The 17,267-nt window shown below is 73.9% G+C and carries 19 protein-coding genes and 1 pseudogene; 12 read left to right on the top strand and 8 right to left on the bottom strand.

Annotated features, from left to right (window positions below):
- A pseudogene (locus tag EF903_RS36105) lies at window positions 1-227 on the bottom strand (tRNA (adenosine(37)-N6)-threonylcarbamoyltransferase complex ATPase subunit type 1 TsaE); the annotation flags it as partial.
- Here EF903_RS36105 and EF903_RS14250 point away from each other — a divergent pair.
- Window positions 144-371 carry a hypothetical protein gene (locus EF903_RS14250; protein ID WP_125543588.1) on the top strand — a complete coding sequence of 76 codons (228 nt, stop codon included), beginning with the start codon at window positions 144-146 and terminating at the stop codon, window positions 369-371. The pseudogene EF903_RS36105 and the gene EF903_RS14250 overlap by 84 nt on opposite strands.
- A 58-nt stretch (window positions 372-429) precedes the next feature.
- On the opposite strand, the gene EF903_RS14245 is transcribed toward EF903_RS14250, so the two are convergent.
- The gene (locus tag EF903_RS14245) at window positions 430-987 is read right to left on the bottom strand and encodes a hypothetical protein (protein WP_125543587.1); all 558 of its coding nucleotides are present in this window, start codon (window positions 985-987) and stop codon (window positions 430-432) included.
- Window positions 988-1,143: 156 nt separating this feature from the next.
- Here EF903_RS14245 and tsaB point away from each other — a divergent pair, with 156 nt between their 5' ends.
- From tsaB to EF903_RS14225, 4 genes are all read left to right on the top strand, one after another.
- Window positions 1,144-1,806 (top strand): tRNA (adenosine(37)-N6)-threonylcarbamoyltransferase complex dimerization subunit type 1 TsaB, encoded by a 663-nt coding sequence (gene tsaB / locus EF903_RS14240; protein ID WP_125543586.1) that lies wholly within the window; start codon window positions 1,144-1,146, stop codon window positions 1,804-1,806.
- A gap of 71 nt (window positions 1,807-1,877) precedes the next feature.
- Window positions 1,878-2,369 carry a ribosomal protein S18-alanine N-acetyltransferase gene (gene rimI / locus EF903_RS14235; RefSeq protein ID WP_114058420.1) on the top strand — a complete coding sequence of 164 codons (492 nt, stop codon included), beginning with the start codon at window positions 1,878-1,880 and terminating at the stop codon, window positions 2,367-2,369.
- On the top strand, window positions 2,362-3,504 hold the full coding sequence (gene tsaD / locus EF903_RS14230; protein ID WP_125543585.1) for a tRNA (adenosine(37)-N6)-threonylcarbamoyltransferase complex transferase subunit TsaD: 1,143 nt from the start codon (window positions 2,362-2,364) through the stop codon (window positions 3,502-3,504). The genes rimI and tsaD overlap by 8 nt, the downstream gene beginning before the upstream one ends.
- A complete protein-coding gene (locus EF903_RS14225; RefSeq protein WP_260615260.1) occupies window positions 3,501-3,776 on the top strand; it encodes a hypothetical protein in 276 nt (91 codons plus the stop codon). The genes tsaD and EF903_RS14225 overlap by 4 nt, the downstream gene beginning before the upstream one ends.
- 113 nt (window positions 3,777-3,889) lie before the next feature.
- On the opposite strand, the gene EF903_RS14220 is transcribed toward EF903_RS14225, so the two are convergent.
- Complete coding sequence (locus EF903_RS14220; protein WP_399420826.1) at window positions 3,890-5,131, bottom strand: THUMP-like domain-containing protein; 1,242 nt, start codon at window positions 5,129-5,131, stop codon at window positions 3,890-3,892.
- Window positions 5,132-5,199: 68 nt separating this feature from the next.
- Between EF903_RS14220 and EF903_RS14215 the strand changes: the two genes are divergently transcribed.
- The 3 genes from EF903_RS14215 (at window position 5,200) to EF903_RS14205 (ending at window position 8,763) form a co-directional block, all read left to right on the top strand.
- The gene (locus EF903_RS14215) at window positions 5,200-6,153 is read left to right on the top strand and encodes a polysaccharide deacetylase family protein (protein WP_125543583.1); all 954 of its coding nucleotides are present in this window, start codon (window positions 5,200-5,202) and stop codon (window positions 6,151-6,153) included.
- Complete coding sequence (locus tag EF903_RS14210) at window positions 6,150-7,037, top strand: polysaccharide deacetylase family protein (RefSeq protein WP_260615255.1); 888 nt, start codon at window positions 6,150-6,152, stop codon at window positions 7,035-7,037. The genes EF903_RS14215 and EF903_RS14210 overlap by 4 nt, the downstream gene beginning before the upstream one ends.
- Window positions 7,038-7,425: 388 nt before the next feature.
- Window positions 7,426-8,763, top strand: a complete 1,338-nt coding sequence (locus EF903_RS14205) for an MFS transporter (RefSeq protein ID WP_312845924.1) — start codon at window positions 7,426-7,428, stop codon at window positions 8,761-8,763.
- A 10-nt stretch (window positions 8,764-8,773) separates the two neighbouring features.
- Here EF903_RS14205 and EF903_RS14200 read toward each other — a convergent pair whose 3' ends face one another.
- The gene (locus EF903_RS14200; RefSeq protein WP_125543581.1) at window positions 8,774-10,198 is read right to left on the bottom strand and encodes an FtsW/RodA/SpoVE family cell cycle protein; all 1,425 of its coding nucleotides are present in this window, start codon (window positions 10,196-10,198) and stop codon (window positions 8,774-8,776) included.
- 375 nt (window positions 10,199-10,573) lie between these two features.
- Here EF903_RS14200 and groES point away from each other — a divergent pair, with 375 nt between their 5' ends.
- Together groES and groL are read left to right on the top strand one after the other, a co-directional pair.
- Window positions 10,574-10,882 (top strand): co-chaperone GroES, encoded by a 309-nt coding sequence (gene groES / locus EF903_RS14195; RefSeq protein WP_114053772.1) that lies wholly within the window; start codon window positions 10,574-10,576, stop codon window positions 10,880-10,882.
- Between the two features lie 113 nt (window positions 10,883-10,995).
- On the top strand, window positions 10,996-12,627 hold the full coding sequence (groL, locus tag EF903_RS14190) for a chaperonin GroEL (protein WP_125543580.1): 1,632 nt from the start codon (window positions 10,996-10,998) through the stop codon (window positions 12,625-12,627).
- 110 nt (window positions 12,628-12,737) lie between these two features.
- Here the strand turns inward: groL and EF903_RS14185 are convergent, their stop codons facing one another.
- Genes EF903_RS14185 through EF903_RS14175 form a run of 3 tightly spaced genes read right to left on the bottom strand, consistent with a single transcriptional unit; the run spans window position 12,738 to window position 14,979 of the window.
- Window positions 12,738-13,430: an ester cyclase gene (locus tag EF903_RS14185; protein WP_125543579.1), complete on the bottom strand. Its 693-nt coding sequence runs from the start codon at window positions 13,428-13,430 to the stop codon at window positions 12,738-12,740.
- Between the two features lie 50 nt (window positions 13,431-13,480).
- Window positions 13,481-14,254: an SDR family oxidoreductase gene (locus EF903_RS14180; RefSeq protein WP_125543578.1), complete on the bottom strand. Its 774-nt coding sequence runs from the start codon at window positions 14,252-14,254 to the stop codon at window positions 13,481-13,483.
- 44 nt (window positions 14,255-14,298) lie between these two features.
- Complete coding sequence (locus tag EF903_RS14175; protein WP_125543577.1) at window positions 14,299-14,979, bottom strand: MOSC domain-containing protein; 681 nt, start codon at window positions 14,977-14,979, stop codon at window positions 14,299-14,301.
- 80 nt (window positions 14,980-15,059) lie between these two features.
- On the opposite strand from EF903_RS14175, the gene EF903_RS14170 reads away from it, so the two are divergent.
- Window positions 15,060-15,992 (top strand): LysR family transcriptional regulator, encoded by a 933-nt coding sequence (locus EF903_RS14170; RefSeq protein WP_125543576.1) that lies wholly within the window; start codon window positions 15,060-15,062, stop codon window positions 15,990-15,992.
- Between the two features lie 74 nt (window positions 15,993-16,066).
- Here EF903_RS14170 and EF903_RS14165 read toward each other — a convergent pair whose 3' ends face one another.
- Complete coding sequence (locus EF903_RS14165) at window positions 16,067-16,393, bottom strand: WhiB family transcriptional regulator (protein ID WP_114053777.1); 327 nt, start codon at window positions 16,391-16,393, stop codon at window positions 16,067-16,069.
- Between the two features lie 381 nt (window positions 16,394-16,774).
- Between EF903_RS14165 and EF903_RS14160 the strand changes: the two genes are divergently transcribed.
- On the top strand, window positions 16,775-17,267 hold a 493-nt coding region (locus EF903_RS14160), incomplete at its 3' end, for a response regulator transcription factor (RefSeq protein ID WP_148142523.1).

The raw sequence follows: 17,267 nt of genomic DNA, 5'->3' as shown, positions 1-17,267 counted from the left end.
ACCTTGCCGTCGCCCCACTCGACGACGACCACGGACTCGGGCAGCGACACGTCGAGGTCCAGGTCCTCCATCTCGTCGAGCCCGCCGCCCAGCCGGTACGCGTCCACGTGCACCAGCGCCGGCCCGGGGCCAGGAGGGCAGCCATGTCGACAGGAGCAGCACCCCGCGACCACCGCCCCACCGCCGTCCCCATGGGCACGCTGCTCGCCGCCTGCGCGGCGGCGACCGCCGTCTCCACGCCCCCTGCCCGCGAGCAGGCCCGGCCCGCACGCGACGCCGCCGACCCCGTACGCGGCGCGGCCGACCCCGGCCGCGGCGCAGCGGCCCGCGCGCCGCTCGGCCGGCCCGGCCCGGAATCCGAGGCCGCCTGACCCGCAGCCTCCGGGAAGCCGTCCTCCGAAGGGGTGCACCCGCGGCCGGCGCCGGGGGTCAGGGAACGACGACGATCTTCGAGTTGATCGTGGCGAACGGCCACATCGCGTCGCCGTCGGCGCGGCTCATGCGGATGCCGCCGGTCTTCTTCGCCGGGTCCGGCTGCGGCATCCCGCCGTCGACGCGCGCGCTGAAGCCCACCACGACGCCCTCGGCGTTCGCGAAGCGCACCACGTGCTCGACGGGCACCCCGTCCGAACCGGTCACCGCGCCCGACCGCGAACTCACCAGGTAGGTGCCGGTCTTCGGGTGGACCGTGCTCGGCACCACCGGGAACGTCCGCGGCTCCCGGCCGTCCTCGCCGACCAGCCACACCCGCTTTTGGCCCAGCGAGTACACGACCCGCACACCGGTACCGGAGTCCGCCGGCACGGCCGCCGGCTTCTCCGGGCCCGGCGCCGGAGCGACCGCCCCGGCGGAAGGCGACGCCGCCGCCTGCGGGGGCTGCGCGGGAGCCGCGGGCGCGGTCGCGGAGGCCTGGTAGCCGAGGAAGCCGACCGCGGCCAGCGCCGCGACGGTGAGCCCGGCCACGATTCCCGAGCTTCTGCTTGCCACCTTGCTCCACCTCTCCGTGCTTCCCCTGGCCGCCGCCCGCCGGCGGGCGCGCCCCCCGGCCCCCGGTCCCGGCCGATGCCTGGGTCGAAGGTAGCAGCCGGGGTGCCCGGCGACCGGCCGCAAGGGCCGGGGCCCGGGGAGTCGTAGGCTGTTCGCGTGCTCTTGCTCGCCGTAGATACCGCCACGCCCGCCGTCACCGTCGCCCTCCACGACGGCCGCGAGACCGTCGCCGAGTCGAACCAGGTCGACGCCCGCCGCCACGGGGAGCTGCTGCTCCCCTCCGTGGACCGCGTCCTCGCCGAGGCGGGGCTGAAGCTCGACGCCCTCACCGGCATCGTCGTCGGAGTCGGCCCGGGCCCCTACACCGGGCTGCGCGTGGGCCTGGCCACCGCCACCACCTTCGCCGCCGTCCTCGGCATCCCCGTCCACGGGCTGTGCACCCTCGACGGCCTCGCGTACGCCGCGGGGGCCGCCGGCATCGAGGGCCCCTTCACCGTCGCCACCGACGCACGGCGCAAGGAGGTCTACTGGGCGCGCTACGAGGACCCCCTCACCCGGGTCGGCGAGCCCGCCGTGGACCGCCCGGCCGACATCGCCGACCAGGTCGCCGGGGTGCCCGCCGTCGGCCAGGGCGCCCGCCTGTACCCGCAGGTCTTCACCGACGCCCGCGACCCCGAGCACCAGAGCGCCGCCGCGCTGGCCGCGCTCGCCGCGCACCGGCTGGAGGCCGGCCTGGACTTCCTGCCGCCGGTCCCGCTGTACCTGCGCCGGCCCGACGCGCAGGTGCCCAAGAACTACAAGGTGGTCACCCCGCAGTGACCGCCCGCCCGTCGCCCGACCCCCGGCCCCCGGCGGCGCCGCCGCGCGCCGGCTCCGCCGTCCTGCGCCCGATGCGCTGGTGGGACATCGGGCCCGTGCTCGAACTGGAGCAGGACCTCTTCCCCGAGGACGCCTGGTCCGCCGGCATGTTCTGGTCCGAGCTCGCCCACTCCCGAGGCCCGCGCGCCACCCGCCACTACGTGGTCGCCGAGGACGCGGCGGGCCGCCTCGTCGGCTACGCCGGCCTCGCCGCCGCCGGCGACCTGGCCGACGTACAGACCATCGCGGCAGCGCGCGACCAGTGGGGGACCGGGCTCGGCGCCCGGCTGCTCACCGACCTGCTGCGCGCCGCCACCGCGTTCGAGTGCGCCGAGGTGCTGCTGGAGGTGCGGGTGGACAACACCCGCGCCCAGAAGCTCTACGAGCGCTTCGGCTTCGAGCCGATCGGCTTCCGCAGGGGCTACTACCAGCCCGGCAACGTCGACGCGCTCGTGATGCGCCTTTCCGATCCCGCACACTCCGTCCCCGCGGACGGACCCGTACAAGGTGAGACCCATGGCTGACGAACCGCTCGTCCTCGGCATCGAGACCTCCTGCGACGAGACCGGCGTCGGCATCGTCCGCGGCACCACCCTGCTGGCCGACGCCGTGGCCTCCAGCGTCGACGAGCACGCCCGCTTCGGCGGGGTCGTGCCCGAAGTGGCCTCCCGCGCGCACCTGGAGGCGATGGTCCCGACCATCGAGCGCGCCCTGAAGGAGGCCGGGGTCAGCGCCCGCGACCTCGACGGCATCGCCGTCACCGCCGGACCGGGGCTGGCCGGCGCGCTGCTCGTCGGCGTGTCCGCCGCCAAGGCCTACGCGTACGCCCTCGGCAAGCCGCTGTACGGGGTGAACCACCTGGCCTCGCACATCTGCGTCGACCAGCTGGAGCACGGGCCGCTGCCCGAGCCGACGATGGCGCTGCTGGTGTCCGGCGGGCACTCCTCGCTGCTGCTCGCCCCGGACATCACCTCCGACGTGCGGCCGCTCGGCGCGACCATCGACGACGCCGCCGGCGAGGCCTTCGACAAGATCGCGCGGGTGCTGCAGCTCGGCTTCCCCGGCGGGCCCGTCATCGACCGGCTCGCGAAGGAGGGCGACCCGAAGGCGATCAACTTCCCGCGCGGCCTGACGGGGTCGCGCGACCCCGCGTACGACTTCTCCTTCTCCGGGCTGAAGACGGCCGTGGCCCGCTGGATCGAGGCGAAGCGGAACGCGGGCGAGGAGGTGCCGGTGCGGGACGTGGCGGCGTCCTTCCAGGAGGCCGTGGTGGACGTCCTCACGCGCAAGGCGATCCGCGCGTGCAAGGACGAGGGCGTCGACCACCTGATGATCGGCGGCGGTGTCGCCGCCAACTCCCGGCTGCGGGCGCTGGCGCAGGAGCGCTGCGACGCCGCGGGCATCGTCCTGCGCGTGCCGCGGCCCAAGCTGTGCACCGACAACGGCGCCATGGTCGCGGCCCTGGGCGCGGAGATGGTCCGGCGGAACCGGCCCGCCTCGGACTGGGACCTGTCCGCGGACTCCTCGCTGCCGGTGACGGACCCGCACGTGCCGGGCACCGCGGGGGAGGAGCACTCCCACGGGCACGGCCACGGCCACGGGCATGCACACGACCACGACCACGTGCACGAGCTGAGCAAGGACAACCTGTACCCGTGAGCACCGTCGCGCTGATGTGGGAGGCCCGGGCCGCCGAGGGCCGCGGGCCGGAGCTGCTCGCCTGGGCCCGCGCGCAGGCACCGGAGGGTGAGCCGCTACGGCGGGAGGTCTTCCGGGCACCGCAGGACCGGGTACTGGTCGTCACCTGGTGGGAGACCGAGGACGGCCTGGCCGCCGACCTGCCGGAACTGCCCGCCCCGCCCGCCGAGCTGATCGGCCGTCCGGTCCACCGGTGGCGCTTCGAATCGGTCGAGGCGGACCCCGGCCGCTGACCGGGGCCGGTGGGCGGATCCTCGTGCAGACCGGGGCCCACCGTCCAGGGCCGCCGGGCGCGCAGCGCCCGGTATCCGGCGGAGCCGGCGCAACCGCCGCCGGGTGCGCGCCCTCACGCAGCGCCGGCGGGCGCCCCGATCAGCATCGACGGGGCGCCGGCGACGCGGGTGAGGAAGACCGTCGCCTCGTTCGGGCCCTGCGGCTTGACCTTCCTGCGCAGCTCCTCCGGTTCGATGGCCGAGCCGCGCTTCTTCACCGTCAGGGTGCCGACGCCGCGCTCCCGCAGCAGCGCCTTCAGGGTCTTCAGCCCGAACGGCAGCACGTCGGTGATCTCGTACGCGGTCGCGTACGGCGTCGCGCGCAGCTCGTCCGCGGTGACGTAGGCGATCGTCGGGTCGATGAGCCGGCCGCCGAGCTGCGCGGCGACCTCGGCGACGAGGTGCGAGCGGATGACGGCCCCGTCGGGCTCGTACAGGTACCGGCCCACGGGCCCGACCGGGGGCGGCGGCAGCGGTCCGGCGGCGTACAGGGAGCGCGGGCCGGGCAGCAGGGTGGCGCGTACGGCGGGCCCGGGGCCGGGGCCGGGCGCGGCGTCCGCGGCCGCCGTGCCGAACCACAGCACGGCCTCCTTCACGTCGCCGTGGTCGGAGATCCACTCGGCCTCGGCCCCCGCGGGGACGGCCTCGTGCGGGATCCCGGGGGCGATCTTGACGGCGCCGCAGGGGGCCGCGGCGGCCGCCCGGGCCGCCCAGGACAGCGGCGGCGAGTAGGCCTCCGGGTCGAAGACCCGGCCGCGGCCGCCGCGCCGGGCGGGGTCGACGAACACGGCGTCGTACCCGGAGGTGTCGACGGCCGCGACGTCCTCCTCGCGGACCTCCACCAGGCCGGCCAGGCCCAGCGCCTCGGCGTTGGCGCGGGCGACGGCCGCGGTCAGCGGGTCCCGGTCGACCGCCAGCACCCGGATGCCCCGCCGGGCCAGGGCCAGGGCGTCGCCGCCGATGCCGCAGCACAGGTCGGCGACGCTGCGCACGCCGAGGGCGGCGAGCCGGCCGGCGCGGTACGCGGCCACGGAGGCGCGGGTCGCCATCTCGGCGCCCCCGGGCGTGAAGTACATCCGGAAGGCGTCCTCCGCACCGAACTTCGCCACCGCGCGCTGCCGCAGCCGGGCCTGTCCGAGCGCGGCGGAGACGAGCGGGGCGGGGTGGTCGCGGCGCAGCCGGGTGGCGACGGCGAGCTCCCTGCCCGGGTCGTAGTCGCGGAGGGAGTCCAGGAGGGTGCGGCCCTCCGGGGTCAGGAGGGCGGTGAAGTCTTCGGGGGTCACCCGTTCATTGTCGGCCAGTGTGGGCCAGTCGATTGAAGACCGGTCTCCGCTCCGCGGTGTCGGCGGGGCGGCGCGCGGGCGCGGTGCCAGGATGCGCTGCTATGCAGCTAGTACGACAAAAGGAACAAAAGGCGCTTCACGGTCGCCGGTCGCCGGCCGGCCCCCGCGGCGGCCGGGCCGGTGTCGCGGCCGCCGCCCTGCTCGTCGCCGCCCTCGGCACGGCGTGCGGCTCCTCCCAGGACTCCGGCGCGCCCGCCCCGGCCAAGTCCGGCAAGGGCGCCGAGGCGCCGGGTGCGGCGGGTGCGGCCGGCACCTACGCTGAGAAGCAGAAGGCCGCCCGGCTGGCGGTCATCGCCGCGGCGAAGAAGTGGAAGCTCGACAAGCCGCCCCTCGTGGCCCCTCCGGCACCCGAGGAGAAGCCGGAGATCACCACCCGCGACGGCTTCGAGGTCGACGGCCACGACGAACTCCCCCCGGTCTTCACCACCGTTCCGACCGAGGACAAGGTCGTCTTCCTGACGATCGACGACGGCGCGGAGAAGGACCCCGAGTTCCTGAAGATGATGCAGGAGCTGAAGATCCCGTACACGGCGTTCGTCAGCGACTACCTCATCCGCGACGACTACCCGTACTTCAAGGCCATGCAGGCCGCGGGCGTCACCCTGAACAACCACACGCTCAACCACCGGTACATGCCCGCGCTCTCCTACGAGAAGCAGCGCGAGGAGATCTGCGGCCAGCAGGACACCGTCCAGAAGACCTTCGGCAAGCGCCCGACGCTCTTCCGGCCGCCCTACGGCAACTACAACGAGGACACGCTGCGCGCGGCAAAGTCCTGCGGGATCAAGGCGGTTCCGCTGTGGAACGCCGAAGGCTTCCCGAACCGGATGGACTACCGTGAATGGGACCGCGACCTGCATCCCGGAGATATCATCCTCACGCATTTCCGGGGGCGCGAGGACTGGAAGGGCACCATGCCCGACATGATCCGCCACGTCATGAAGACCGTCACGGACAAGGGTTACGCCGTGGCCCGCTTGGAGGACTACCTGTGAAGCACGCGCGCCGGCTGACGGCTGCCACACTCGCTGCCGGCGCACTGGCGCTGTCCCTCGCGGGGTGCGGGAACAGCGTGGACCCGATCGAGCGGCTGGGCCGCAACACCGCCCGGTCCGAGTCCTCCGCCCCGGCCGGGGACCAGGGGGCCGGGCCGGGTGCCGCCTCCCCGTCCGCCTCCGCGGCGGGCGAGCAGGCGTACCGCAAGTGGGGGCTCACCGCGCCCGTGGCCTACGCCCCCAAGCCGGCGCAGAAGCCGGCCCTGCCGCCCGCCGCGCCCGGGAAGGCGCAGGTCGTGGACCGAATACCCCTGCCCCCGGGCGAGAAGACCGTCTTCCTCACCTTCGACGACGGCGCCGAGAAGGACCCCGAGTTCCTGAAGATGGCGGCCGACCTCAAGCTGCCGATCAGCATGTTCCTCACCGACAGCGCGGCCTCGTCCGACTACGGGCACTTCGAGAAGCTCCGCGACAACGGCTCGGGCAGCACCGTGAACAACCACACGCTGACGCACCCGAACCTGCGGACCCTGCCTTTCGCCGCGCAGAAGAAGGAGATATGCGGTCAGCAGGAGCGCCTGGAGAAGCGCTTCGGCACGAAGCCGCCCCTCTTCCGCCCGCCCTACGGCAACTACAACGACGACACGCTGAAGGCCGCCGCCGAGTGCGGCATCTCGCGGGTCGTGCTGTGGCGGGCGTCGATGCAGATCAAGGACTTCCAGTACGCCGAGGGCTCCGGCCTCAAACCCGGCGACATCGTCCTCGCCCACTTCCGCGGCCCCGCCGAGCTCAAGGGCGCCACCGAGGTCCAGATGACCGCGAACATGCTGCGGAGCATCCAGGAGCAGGGCTTCCGCATAGGCCGCCTGGAGGACTACATCTGAGGCCCTGACGGCCCCTGCCCGCAGCGAGCGACACGCGGTGCCCCGGCCGCGAGCGGCAGCAGGTCCGGCGCGGCGCGCGCAGGCACGGCCACGGCGTCGGGCAGTTCCGTCGGCGAGCCCCCATCCGGGCTCCGCTTTGCGGCCTTGGCAAATTTCCTCCGCGGGCGGCGGGGACCGGTCCGAGCATGGGCCGGCAGACCCTCCCCGACGGAAGGCGGACCCCGTGACGACGCACCCGCACCCGGCCCCGGCCCCGGCCCGGCGACGGGCGCCGCAGCCGGCGCCGGACCCCGTACGGCGGCCCGGGCCGGCCCCGGCGCCGCGGCCCGGGCCGCCTCCCGGACAGGGCGCCGCACCCGGTGCGCGGAGCCGCTGGACCGTGCTCGCCGTGTGCGCGCTGAGCATGTTCCTGGTCGGCGTCGACACCACGATCGTCAACGTCGCCCTGCCCGCGATCGGCCGCGGCCTCGGCACCGGCACCCACGGCCTGGAATGGGCGGTCGACGCCTACACCGTGGTCCTGGCCGGCCTGCTGATCGCCTCCGGCGCGCTCGCGGACCGCTTCGGCCGGCGCCGCGTCTTCCGCGTCGGCCTGGTCCTCTTCGGCGCCGCCTCGCTGGCCTGCGCGTTCGCACCCTCCCTGGGCTTCCTGGTCGCGGCGCGCGCCGTCCAGGGCGCCGGCGCCTCGATGCTCAGCCCGGTCGCCCTCGCGATCGTGGTCAGTGCGATGCCCGACCCGCGGGAGCGGGCCCGCGCGATCGGCATCTGGGCCTCCGTGTTCGGGCTGAGCATGGCGGCCGGGCCGATCGCCGGCGGGGCGCTGATCGGCGCCTTCGGCTGGCGGTCGGTGTTCTGGATCAACGCGCCGGTCGTCGCCGCCGCGCTGGTGCTGGTGGCGCTCTTCGTGCCCGAGTCCCGCGGGCGAAGCGCCCGCCGGATCGACCTGCCCGGCCAGGCGCTCCTGATCCTCGCCCTGTCCGCGTCGGTCGGCGTCCTGATCGAGGCGCCCCGCATCGGCTGGACCTCGCCCTGGGCGCTCGCCGGCTGCGCCGCGGCCGTCGCGGCGGCCGCCGGATTCGCGGCGGTCGAACGCCGCCGGGCCGAGCCGCTGATGGACCTCGCCCTTTTCCGCAGGCCGCCCTTCGCCGCGGCCGCGGCGGGGGCCGCCGCGGTGTTCACCGCGCTGACCGCGACCCTTCTGCTCGGCACCTTCCACCTCCAGCACGGCCTCGGCCTGCCCCCGCCGGCCGCGGGCCTCGCGACCCTGCCCCTGGCGCTCGGCGCGACCTTGTGCGCGCCCTGGGCCGGCCGGATGGCGGGCCGCCGGGGGCCGCGCCGCCCGCTGCTGTCGGCGGGGGCGTTCACCGCGGCCGGCGGGCTGTGCGGGGCCGCCGTCGGCCTTGGGGCCGGGGACGGCGTGCTGCCGCTGCTCGCGGCGAACCTGCTCGTCGGGATCGGTTTCGGCTTCGCCAACGCCCCGCTGACGAACACGGCCGTGGGCGGGCTGCCGCCCGCGCGGGCCGGGGTGGCCGCGGCGATCACGTCCACCGCCCGGCAGGTCGGCTCCGCGGTCGGCATCGCCGTCGCGGGCGGGCTCGTCGCCGGCGCCGCCCCGGCCGCCCTCGCCGGGGCGTCCCGGCCGGGCTGGCTGCTCGTGGCGGGCTGCGGGCCGCTGCTGCTCCTCGCGGCCCGCGCCTCCCGCACCGAAGCCGCGCCGGCCGCCTGAGGCCGCCGGGTCAGCGGCCCGGCACCGCCCGGGCCGGGCGCGCGTACGCCGGTGCGGCAGGGTGCGCCGCGCCCGCCGGCCCGCGCCGGTCGGCCTCGCGCTGCCGCTCCGCGCTGTCGCTGATCCGCAGCAGCAGCGCGACCATGATCCAGTTGGCGAGCAGCGACGAGCCCCCCTTCGCCAGGAACGGCAGGGCCTTGCCGGTCAGGGGGATCAGCCCGGTCACGCCCCCCGCCACCACGAACACCTGGAGCGCCAGCGCCGCCGCCAGGCCCACCGCCAGCAGCTTCCCGAACGGGTCGCGGGCGCCGAGCGCCATCCGCAGCCCCCGCTGCACGAGGAGCGCGTACAGCAGCAGGACGGCCATGACGCCGGCGAGTCCGAGCTCCTCCCCGACGGTGGTGAGGATGAAGTCGCTGCGGCCGGCGAACTTGATCAGCTCGGGATGTCCGAGGCCGAGCCCCGTCCCCGACATGCCGCCGCTGCCGAAGCCGAACAGCGCCTGCGCCGCCTGTTCCGAGGTGACGCCCGGCGGCCGCTGCTGCCGGTAGTACGACAGCGGGTCCAGCCAGGCCGCCACGCGCGCCTTGACGTGCGGCTCGGCCGAGCCGACCGCGAAGGCGCCGCCCGCGGCCATGACCAGGCCGCACACGATCCATCCGGTGCGCTCGGTGGCCACGTACAGCATCACCACGAAGACGCCGAAGAAGATCAGCGACGTCCCGAGGTCGCGCTCGAAGACCAGGACGAGCAGGGAGAGGATCCACACCGTGGCGATGGGGCCGAGCTGCCGCATCGGCGGCAGCCGCATCCCGAGGAACCGGCGGCCGGTCAGCGCCAGCGACTCCCGGTGGACCACCAGGTAGCCCGCGAAGAACACCGCGATCATGATCTTCACGAACTCGCCGGGCTGCACCGACAGCCCGCCGACGACGATCCACCGCTTGGCGCCGTACGTGTCCGCCGGGGAGAAGGCCGGCGCGGCCAGCAGCACCAGCGCCGCCGCCATCGTGAGGTAGATGAACCGCTGGAGCCGGCGGTGGTCGCGCAGCAGGGCCAGCGCCAGCAGGCAGGCCGCCACCCCGATGACCGTCCACACGAGCTGGCCGGGCGCGTACGCGTCGCCCCGGTACTGCTCGATGTACGCGTGGTCGAGCCGGTGCAGCAGCACCAGCCCCAGCCCCGTCAGCAGCAGGGCCAGGGGCAGGACGAGCGGATCGGCGTACGCCGCGAACCGGCGCACGCCCAGGTGGGCGACGAGGGCGAGCAGGCTCATGCTGGCCGCGAAGGCGGCCAGGTTCACCGGGAGCGCGCCGTTCAGCGCGAGTCCGGCGCTCGCGTGGCCGAGGACGGTGATGCCGACGGTGAAGGCGAGCAGCAGGGCCTCGGTTCGCCGGCGCGCGCCCGCCGGCGTGAGGGGCTTCAGGCCCCGCACGGCGCGCCCGGGCCGGCCGGAGTGATCTCGTCCGCATTCGGGCGCTTTATCTTCATATCTTCTACGACGCGCCCGGCCGCCCCGGGGTTGCCCCGGGCGGCGGACCCGCCGGGCCGGCGCGCCGCGGGCCCGCGGCGAAGCCCTGCGCGAGGTGCGGAATTCGGCCCGGGAGTGGCCGGAAGGCGTACGTCGACCGAGCGTGTTGGCACTCCGCTTGACCGAGTGCTAATCGCCGGAATAGTCTCGCACCTGGCACTCGCCCCCGGTGAGTGCCAACACAGCGACGGGCAGGTCCGGCACCCGCGACGACGGATCCACCTGGTCGCCACCTCAGACAGTTAACCCCGTGAGATCTCCGAAGGGGGAGGTCGGATCGTGACGACCGCCAGCTCCAAGGTTGCCATCAAGCCGCTTGAGGACCGCATCGTGGTCCAGCCGCTCGACGCCGAGCAGACCACGGCCTCCGGCCTGGTCATCCCGGACACCGCGAAGGAGAAGCCCCAGGAGGGCGTCGTCCTCGCCGTGGGCCCGGGCCGCTTCGAGGACGGCCAGCGCCTGCCGCTGGACGTCTCCGTCGGCGACGTCGTGCTGTACAGCAAGTACGGCGGCACCGAGGTGAAGTACAGCGGCGAGGAGTACCTCGTCCTCTCGGCTCGCGACGTGCTCGCGATCATCGAGAAGTAATTCACTTCTCCCAGCACTGCTTTGAGCTGCGCCCCTGGTCACCCCGCTGATTGCCGGGCGGCGAGGGGCGCGGTTCTTTGAACCCTAGTTTTCGAGAGGGCTGAACCGCTCCCATGGCGAAGATCCTGAAGTTCGACGAGGACGCCCGTCGCGCCCTCGAGCGCGGCGTCAACAAGCTGGCCGACACGGTCAAGGTGACGATCGGTCCCAAGGGCCGCAACGTCGTCATCGACAAGAAGTTCGGCGCCCCGACCATCACCAACGACGGTGTCACCATCGCCCGCGAGGTCGAGCTGGACGACCCGTACGAGAACCTCGGCGCGCAGCTGGTGAAGGAGGTGGCGACCAAGACCAACGACATCGCGGGCGACGGCACCACCACCGCCACCGTCCTGGCCCAGGCGCTGGTCCGCGAGGGTCTGCGCAACGTCGCCGCCGGCGCCTCCCCGGCCGCCCTGAAGAAGGGCATCGACGCCGCGGTCAAGGCCGTGTCCGCCGAGCTCCTCGCGACCGCCCGCCCGATCGAGGACAAGTCCGACATCGCCGCCGTCGCCGCGCTCTCCGCGCAGGACCAGCAGGTCGGCGAGCTCATCGCCGAGGCGATGGACAAGGTGGGCAAGGACGGCGTCATCACCGTCGAGGAGTCCAACGCCTTCGGCCTGGAGCTCGAGTTCACCGAGGGCATGGCCTTCGACAAGGGCTACCTGTCGCCGTACTTCGTCACGGACCAGGAGCGCATGGAGGCGGTCCTGGAGGACCCCTACATCCTGATCCACCAGGGCAAGATCGCCTCGATCCAGGACCTGCTGCCGCTGCTGGAGAAGGTCATCCAGGCGGGTGGCTCCAAGCCGCTGCTGATCATCGCCGAGGACGTCGAGGGCGAGGCCCTGTCGACCCTGGTCGTCAACAAGATCCGCGGGACGTTCAACGCCGTCGCGGTCAAGGCCCCCGGCTTCGGCGACCGCCGCAAGGCGATGCTCCAGGACATGGCCACCCTCACCGGTGCCACCGTCATCGCCGAGGAGGTCGGCCTCAAGCTCGACCAGGCCGGCCTGGACGTCCTGGGCACCGCGCGCCGCGTGACCGTCACCAAGGACGACACCACCATCGTCGACGGTGCGGGCTCCTCCGAGGACGTCCTCGGCCGCGTCAACCAGATCAAGGCCGAGATCGAGGCGACCGACTCCGACTGGGACCGCGAGAAGCTCCAGGAGCGCCTCGCGAAGCTCGCCGGCGGCGTCTGCGTCATCAAGGTCGGCGCCGCCACCGAGGTGGAGCTGAAGGAGAAGAAGCACCGCCTTGAGGACGCCATCTCCGCGACCCGCGCCGCGGTCGAGGAGGGCATCGTCTCCGGTGGCGGTTCCGCGCTCGTGCACGCCGTCAAGGTCCTGGAGGGCAACCTCGACCTGACCGGCGACGAGGGCACCGGTGTCGCGGTCGTGCGCCGCGCCGCCGTCGAGCCGCTGCGCTGGATCGCCGAGAACGCGGGCCTGGAGGGCTACGTCATCACCTCCAAGGTGGCCGAGCTCGACAAGGGCCAGGGCTTCAACGCCGCCTCCGGCGAGTACGGCGACCTGGTCAAGGCCGGCGTCATCGACCCGGTCAAGGTGACCCGCTCCGCCCTGGAGAACGCCGCCTCCATCGCCTCCCTGCTGCTCACGACCGAGACCCTGGTCGTCGAGAAGAAGGAAGAGGAAGAGGCGAACGGCCACGGGCACGGCCACGGCCACGGCCACAGCCACTGATCCCGCGGGGGTGTGAGCCCCCGGCCGGACAGACGACGGCCCCGGCCGCCACCGCCGCGAGGCGGGAGCGGCCGGGGCCGTCGCCGTGTCCGCCGCCGGCTGCCGCGCCGTCAGCCCCGCGCCCCGAGCTGCCGCATCAGGCCCAGGGCGTCGTAGTGCCACCAGCCCTCCGCGATCATCCCGTCCCGGCACCGGAAGACGGTCGTCCCGGTCATGGTGCAGGTCCTCCCGGTCGGGGCGGCGCCCATGAAGGCGCCCTTGTGGCGGCCGGTCCAGGTCCACAGCGTGGTGACGAAGTCGTCCTGCGCCGTCTGCGCCTCGCGCGCGAAGTCGAAGTCGAAGGCGGCACGCCACATCGACACGTCCTCGACGACCGCCTCGCGGCCCGTGCGGCCCGCCGGGCCCATGACGTCGTGGTGGCGGTAGTCCGCCGCGAAGACCTCGGCGACGGCGCCCAGATCGCCCTTGACGGCGATGTCGTCGAACACCCGGTCGGCCAACAGGGAGCCCGGGTGGTCGTCCCGGACGACGTCCAGGTTGGTGAACCGCGGCGTCCCCTCGCAGAGGGCCACCATCTCCCGGAACATCCGGTCCGTCTCCGGGAGGTGAGAGTTCTTCATGGCATCTTCGTACGAGGGGAATTCGACGACGTCGACATAGTGCGTCTCCGCCTCCCGGTCCCTGCCGATCAGGCTGTGGGTCACCGTGCGTTTGCCGTCGGACTGCTCCAGGTACCGGTCGAAGAGCGCGCCCACGGCCTCGGGTCTGCTTGTCTCGTAATCAACTATCTGCACGAATGTCATGGCATCTCCCGGGCTGGGTCGAATATTCCCATTTTAGGAAGAACCGCCCTCTACTGGGGCCCGTACTTGCGCCCCGTACGGGAGGACAGCCCGCCGAGCAGCCCCCGCGGGGCCAGCTTCACCACGCCCATCAGCGCCTTGTACCGCGGGTCGGGGACCGAGACGGTCTTGCCGCGGGCCAGGTCGTCGAGGGCGGCGGCCACCAGCTTGTCCGCGTCCAGCCACATCCAGCCGGGGATGTTGTCCGTCCCCATGCCCGCCCGCTGGTGGAACTCCGTCCGCACGAACCCCGGGCACAGCGCCATCATCCGCACCCCCGACCCCGCCAGGTCGCGCGCCGCCCCCTGGGTGAACTGCACGACCCAGGCCTTGCTCGCCCCGTAGGTGCCCCGCGGCACGAACGCCGCCACCGAGGCCACGTTCACGATGCCGCCCCGCCCGCGCTCGCGCATGGAGCCGGCCGCCGCCGAGGACAGCCGCAGCACCGCCTCGACGTGGACCTTCAGCATGGTCAGCTCGTCGGCCATGGAGACCTCGAGGTAGCGGCCCTTGTTGCCGAACCCCGCGTTGTTGACCAGCAGGTCCACGGGGTGGGTGCGGTCGCCGAGGCGCTCCTCGACCGCCGCGATGCCCTCCTCCGCCGACAGGTCGGCGGTCAGCACCTCGGCCTCGATGCCGTGCCGGTCGTGCAGCTCGGTGGCCTGCTCGCGCAGGCGCGCGGTGTCGCGGGCGACCAGGACGAGGTTGTGGCCCCGGGAGGCCAGCCTGCGGGCGAAGGCGGCGCCGATGCCCGCCGTGGAACCAGTGATCAGCGCAGTCGTCATGACCGCAACCTAGCCCGTCGCCGCCCCGCCCCCCGGGCGGCCCGCTATCCGGCGGCCACCGTCGCCTGCTTGCGCAGGTACGCCTGCGCCTTCTCGCGGGCCTTCGGATCCATCGCCGCCCCCGCCGCCAGCGTGCGCGGCAGCAGCTCCCGCTCCGTCGTGAAGGCCCGGAACCACAGCCCCACCGTGACGTCGTGGTCCGGTCGGCCGACGACCTCGATCGGGTCGCCGGGCGAGATCCGCCCCTCCCGGACGACGCGCAGGTACGCCCCCGGCCGCACGGCCCCGGTGAACCGCTTCACCCAGGCCCGCTCGCCCAGCACCCCCTGGAAGGTCCGGCACGGGATGCGGGCCGAGGCGACCTCCAGGACGGCCTCCGTGCCGACCAGCCACCGCTCGCCGAGCAGGGCCCCGGTCAGGTCGATCCCGGCGGTCGTGAGGTTCTCGCCGAAGATTCCGCCGGGCAGCTCCCGCGCCAGCTCGGCCTCCCACCAGTCGAGGTCCTCGCGGGCGTAGGCGTAGACGGCCTGGTGGTCCCCGCCGTGGTGGCGCAGGTCGCCGATGGCGTCCCCCTCGACCCCGCTGCCGCCGACCCCGCGCGGGCCGGGCGCGGCGACGCGCACGGGGCCGGCGACCGGCCGCTTGCCGATGCCGGTCAGCCCGCCGGGGGAGTCGGTGTGTTCGGAGGGTGCGGCGCGGCCGACGTTCACGGAGATCACATGCATGGGGCACACGCTAACCCAGCGTCCCAAAGCCCGGCCTCCCATATGTGCACCGCCGTCAAAGCCGGGCTTATGCTCAGAGGGTGATCGAGGCACGTCATCTCCGGATCCTGCGCGCCGTCGCCGGGACCGGCTCCTTCTCCGCGGCCGCCCGCGAGCTCGGGTGCACGCAGCCCGCCGTCTCCCAGCAGATGAAGGCGCTGGAGCAGTCGGCCGGCACGCCGCTGCTCGTCCGCGCCGGCCGCGAGATGCGCCTGACGCAGGCCGGCGAGGCCCTCGTGCGGCACGCCGCGGGGATCCTCGCCGGGCTGACGGCCGCGGAGGAGGAGGTCGCCGCCATCGCCGGGCTGCGCGCCGGCCGGGTCCGGCTCGTCTCCTTCCCCAGCGGCAGCTCCACCCTGGTGCCGACGGCGCTCGCGGCGATGCGCGCCGAGCACCCGGGGACGCGGATCTCGCTGGTCGAGGCGGAGCCGCCGCGCTCGGTGGAGATGCTGCGCGACGGCGACTGCGACGTGGCACTGGCCTTCCGCTACGCCGGCTCCGACCCGGCCGCCCCGGGTCCCGGCGGCGCCGGGGCGCCGGCCGCCGAGGGGTGGGAGGACCTGGTCGTGCGGCCGCTGCTGACCGACCGCCTCGTCGGGCTGGTGCCCGAGGGCCACCGGCTGGCCGGCTCCGCCAGCGTGCGCATGGCGGAACTCGCCGACGAGCCGTGGATCGCCGGCTGTCCGCGCTGCCGCCGCCACCTGGTCGAGGTGTGCGAGGACGCGGGCTTCACCCCGCGCATCGACTTCGCCACCGACGACTACCCGGCCGTCGCCGGCCTGGTCGGGGCGGGGCTCGGCGTCGCGGTGCTGCCGGAGCTCGCTGTGGAGTCCGTCCGCGCCAAGGGGGTGAGCACCGTGGCCGTCGAGCCGGCCGTCGAACGCGAGGTGGTGGCGCTGACCCTGCCCGACCTGGCCCGGGTGCCCGCCGTCGCCGCGACCCTCGCCGAGCTGGAGCGGGCCGCGGCGCGCTGAACCCCGCCGCGAGCGGCGGGCAGCGCCCGCAGCAGGCTGGTGAAACGTTCCTTCTTCGCTGGGCCGGATCCGGCTCAGTCCGGTGTGATCCGTCCGATCGTGCTCGACGCGGGGATCAGCCGATGGCGGGCGCGGCCCATCAGCTCCTCGCGCTCGTCCTCCGTGAGGCCGCCCCACACCCCGTAGGGCTCGCGGACGGCCAGCGCGTGCGCGGCGCATTCCGAACGCACCGGGCATCGCATGCAGACCTCTTTAGCCGAGGCCTCGCGCGCACTCCTGGCCGCGCCCCGCTCGCCCTCCGGGTGGAAGAAGAGGGAGCTGTCGACCCCGCGGCAGGCGGCCAGCAGCTGCCAGTCCCAGAGGTCGGCGTTCGGTCCGGGGAGGCGGGAGAAATCTGCCATGGGTAGTCCTCGTTCGTGCCGGTACTGAGACGGATACGGTCCGAGCCACCACACCTACTGTCCTAGTAGATGTAAATATGACTCATTGGGAATCTAGCCTCAGACACAGGCGAAACGGAAGGAAAGCCGCCAAATAGGGCATAACTCCAGATGGAGGACAAGCGGCGAGTGGCACCGCCGATGTGATCGCGCCCTCACGTAGAGTGCCGAAGGTGTCCGTCCGACCCGTAACTCTTTCGAGTGACCATCGTTGAGAGAGCGAAGGCGGTTGAACCAATGACCTCCCGGACAGGTGTCCGAGAGCATCGACCGCACAGGTGACGATACGTACCCAGCCTGGAGGCTCAAGGTGACGCGCATCAGCAGCTCCGGAGGGCGGTCATGACTTCCGTCCTCGTCTGCGACGACTCCCCGCTTGCCCGAGAGGCGCTCCGTCGCGCGGTTGCCACCGTGCCCGGCGTCGAGCGCGTGACGACGGCTGCCAACGGCGAGGAAGTCCTCCGCCGCTGGGGCGCCGACCGCTCCGACCTGATTCTCATGGACGTACGGATGCCCGGGCTCGGCGGAGTGGAGACGGTGCGCCGGCTGCTCTCGGCCGATCCGGGCGCCCGCATCATCATGCTCACCGTCGCCGAGGACCTCGACGGCGTGGCGCTGGCGGTCGCCGCCGGCGCCCGCGGCTACCTGCACAAGGACGCCTCGCGCGCCGAACTGCGGGCCACGGTCACGCAGGCCCTCGCCGACCCGACCTGGCGGCTGGCCCCGCGCCGGCTCCGCTCCGCCGAGATGGGCGCCGCGCCCACCCTCACCGCGCGCGAGATCCAGGTGCTGGAGGGCATGAGCCACGGCCGGTCCAACGCGGAGATCGGGCGCG

The sequence above is a fragment of the Streptomyces sp. WAC05292 genome (genome assembly GCF_003949955.1).
Taxonomy (GTDB): Bacteria; Actinomycetota; Actinomycetes; order Streptomycetales; family Streptomycetaceae; genus Streptomyces; species Streptomyces globosus.
Note: the sequence above shows the minus strand (reverse complement) of the source record. Positions and strands in the feature narration are given on the sequence as shown.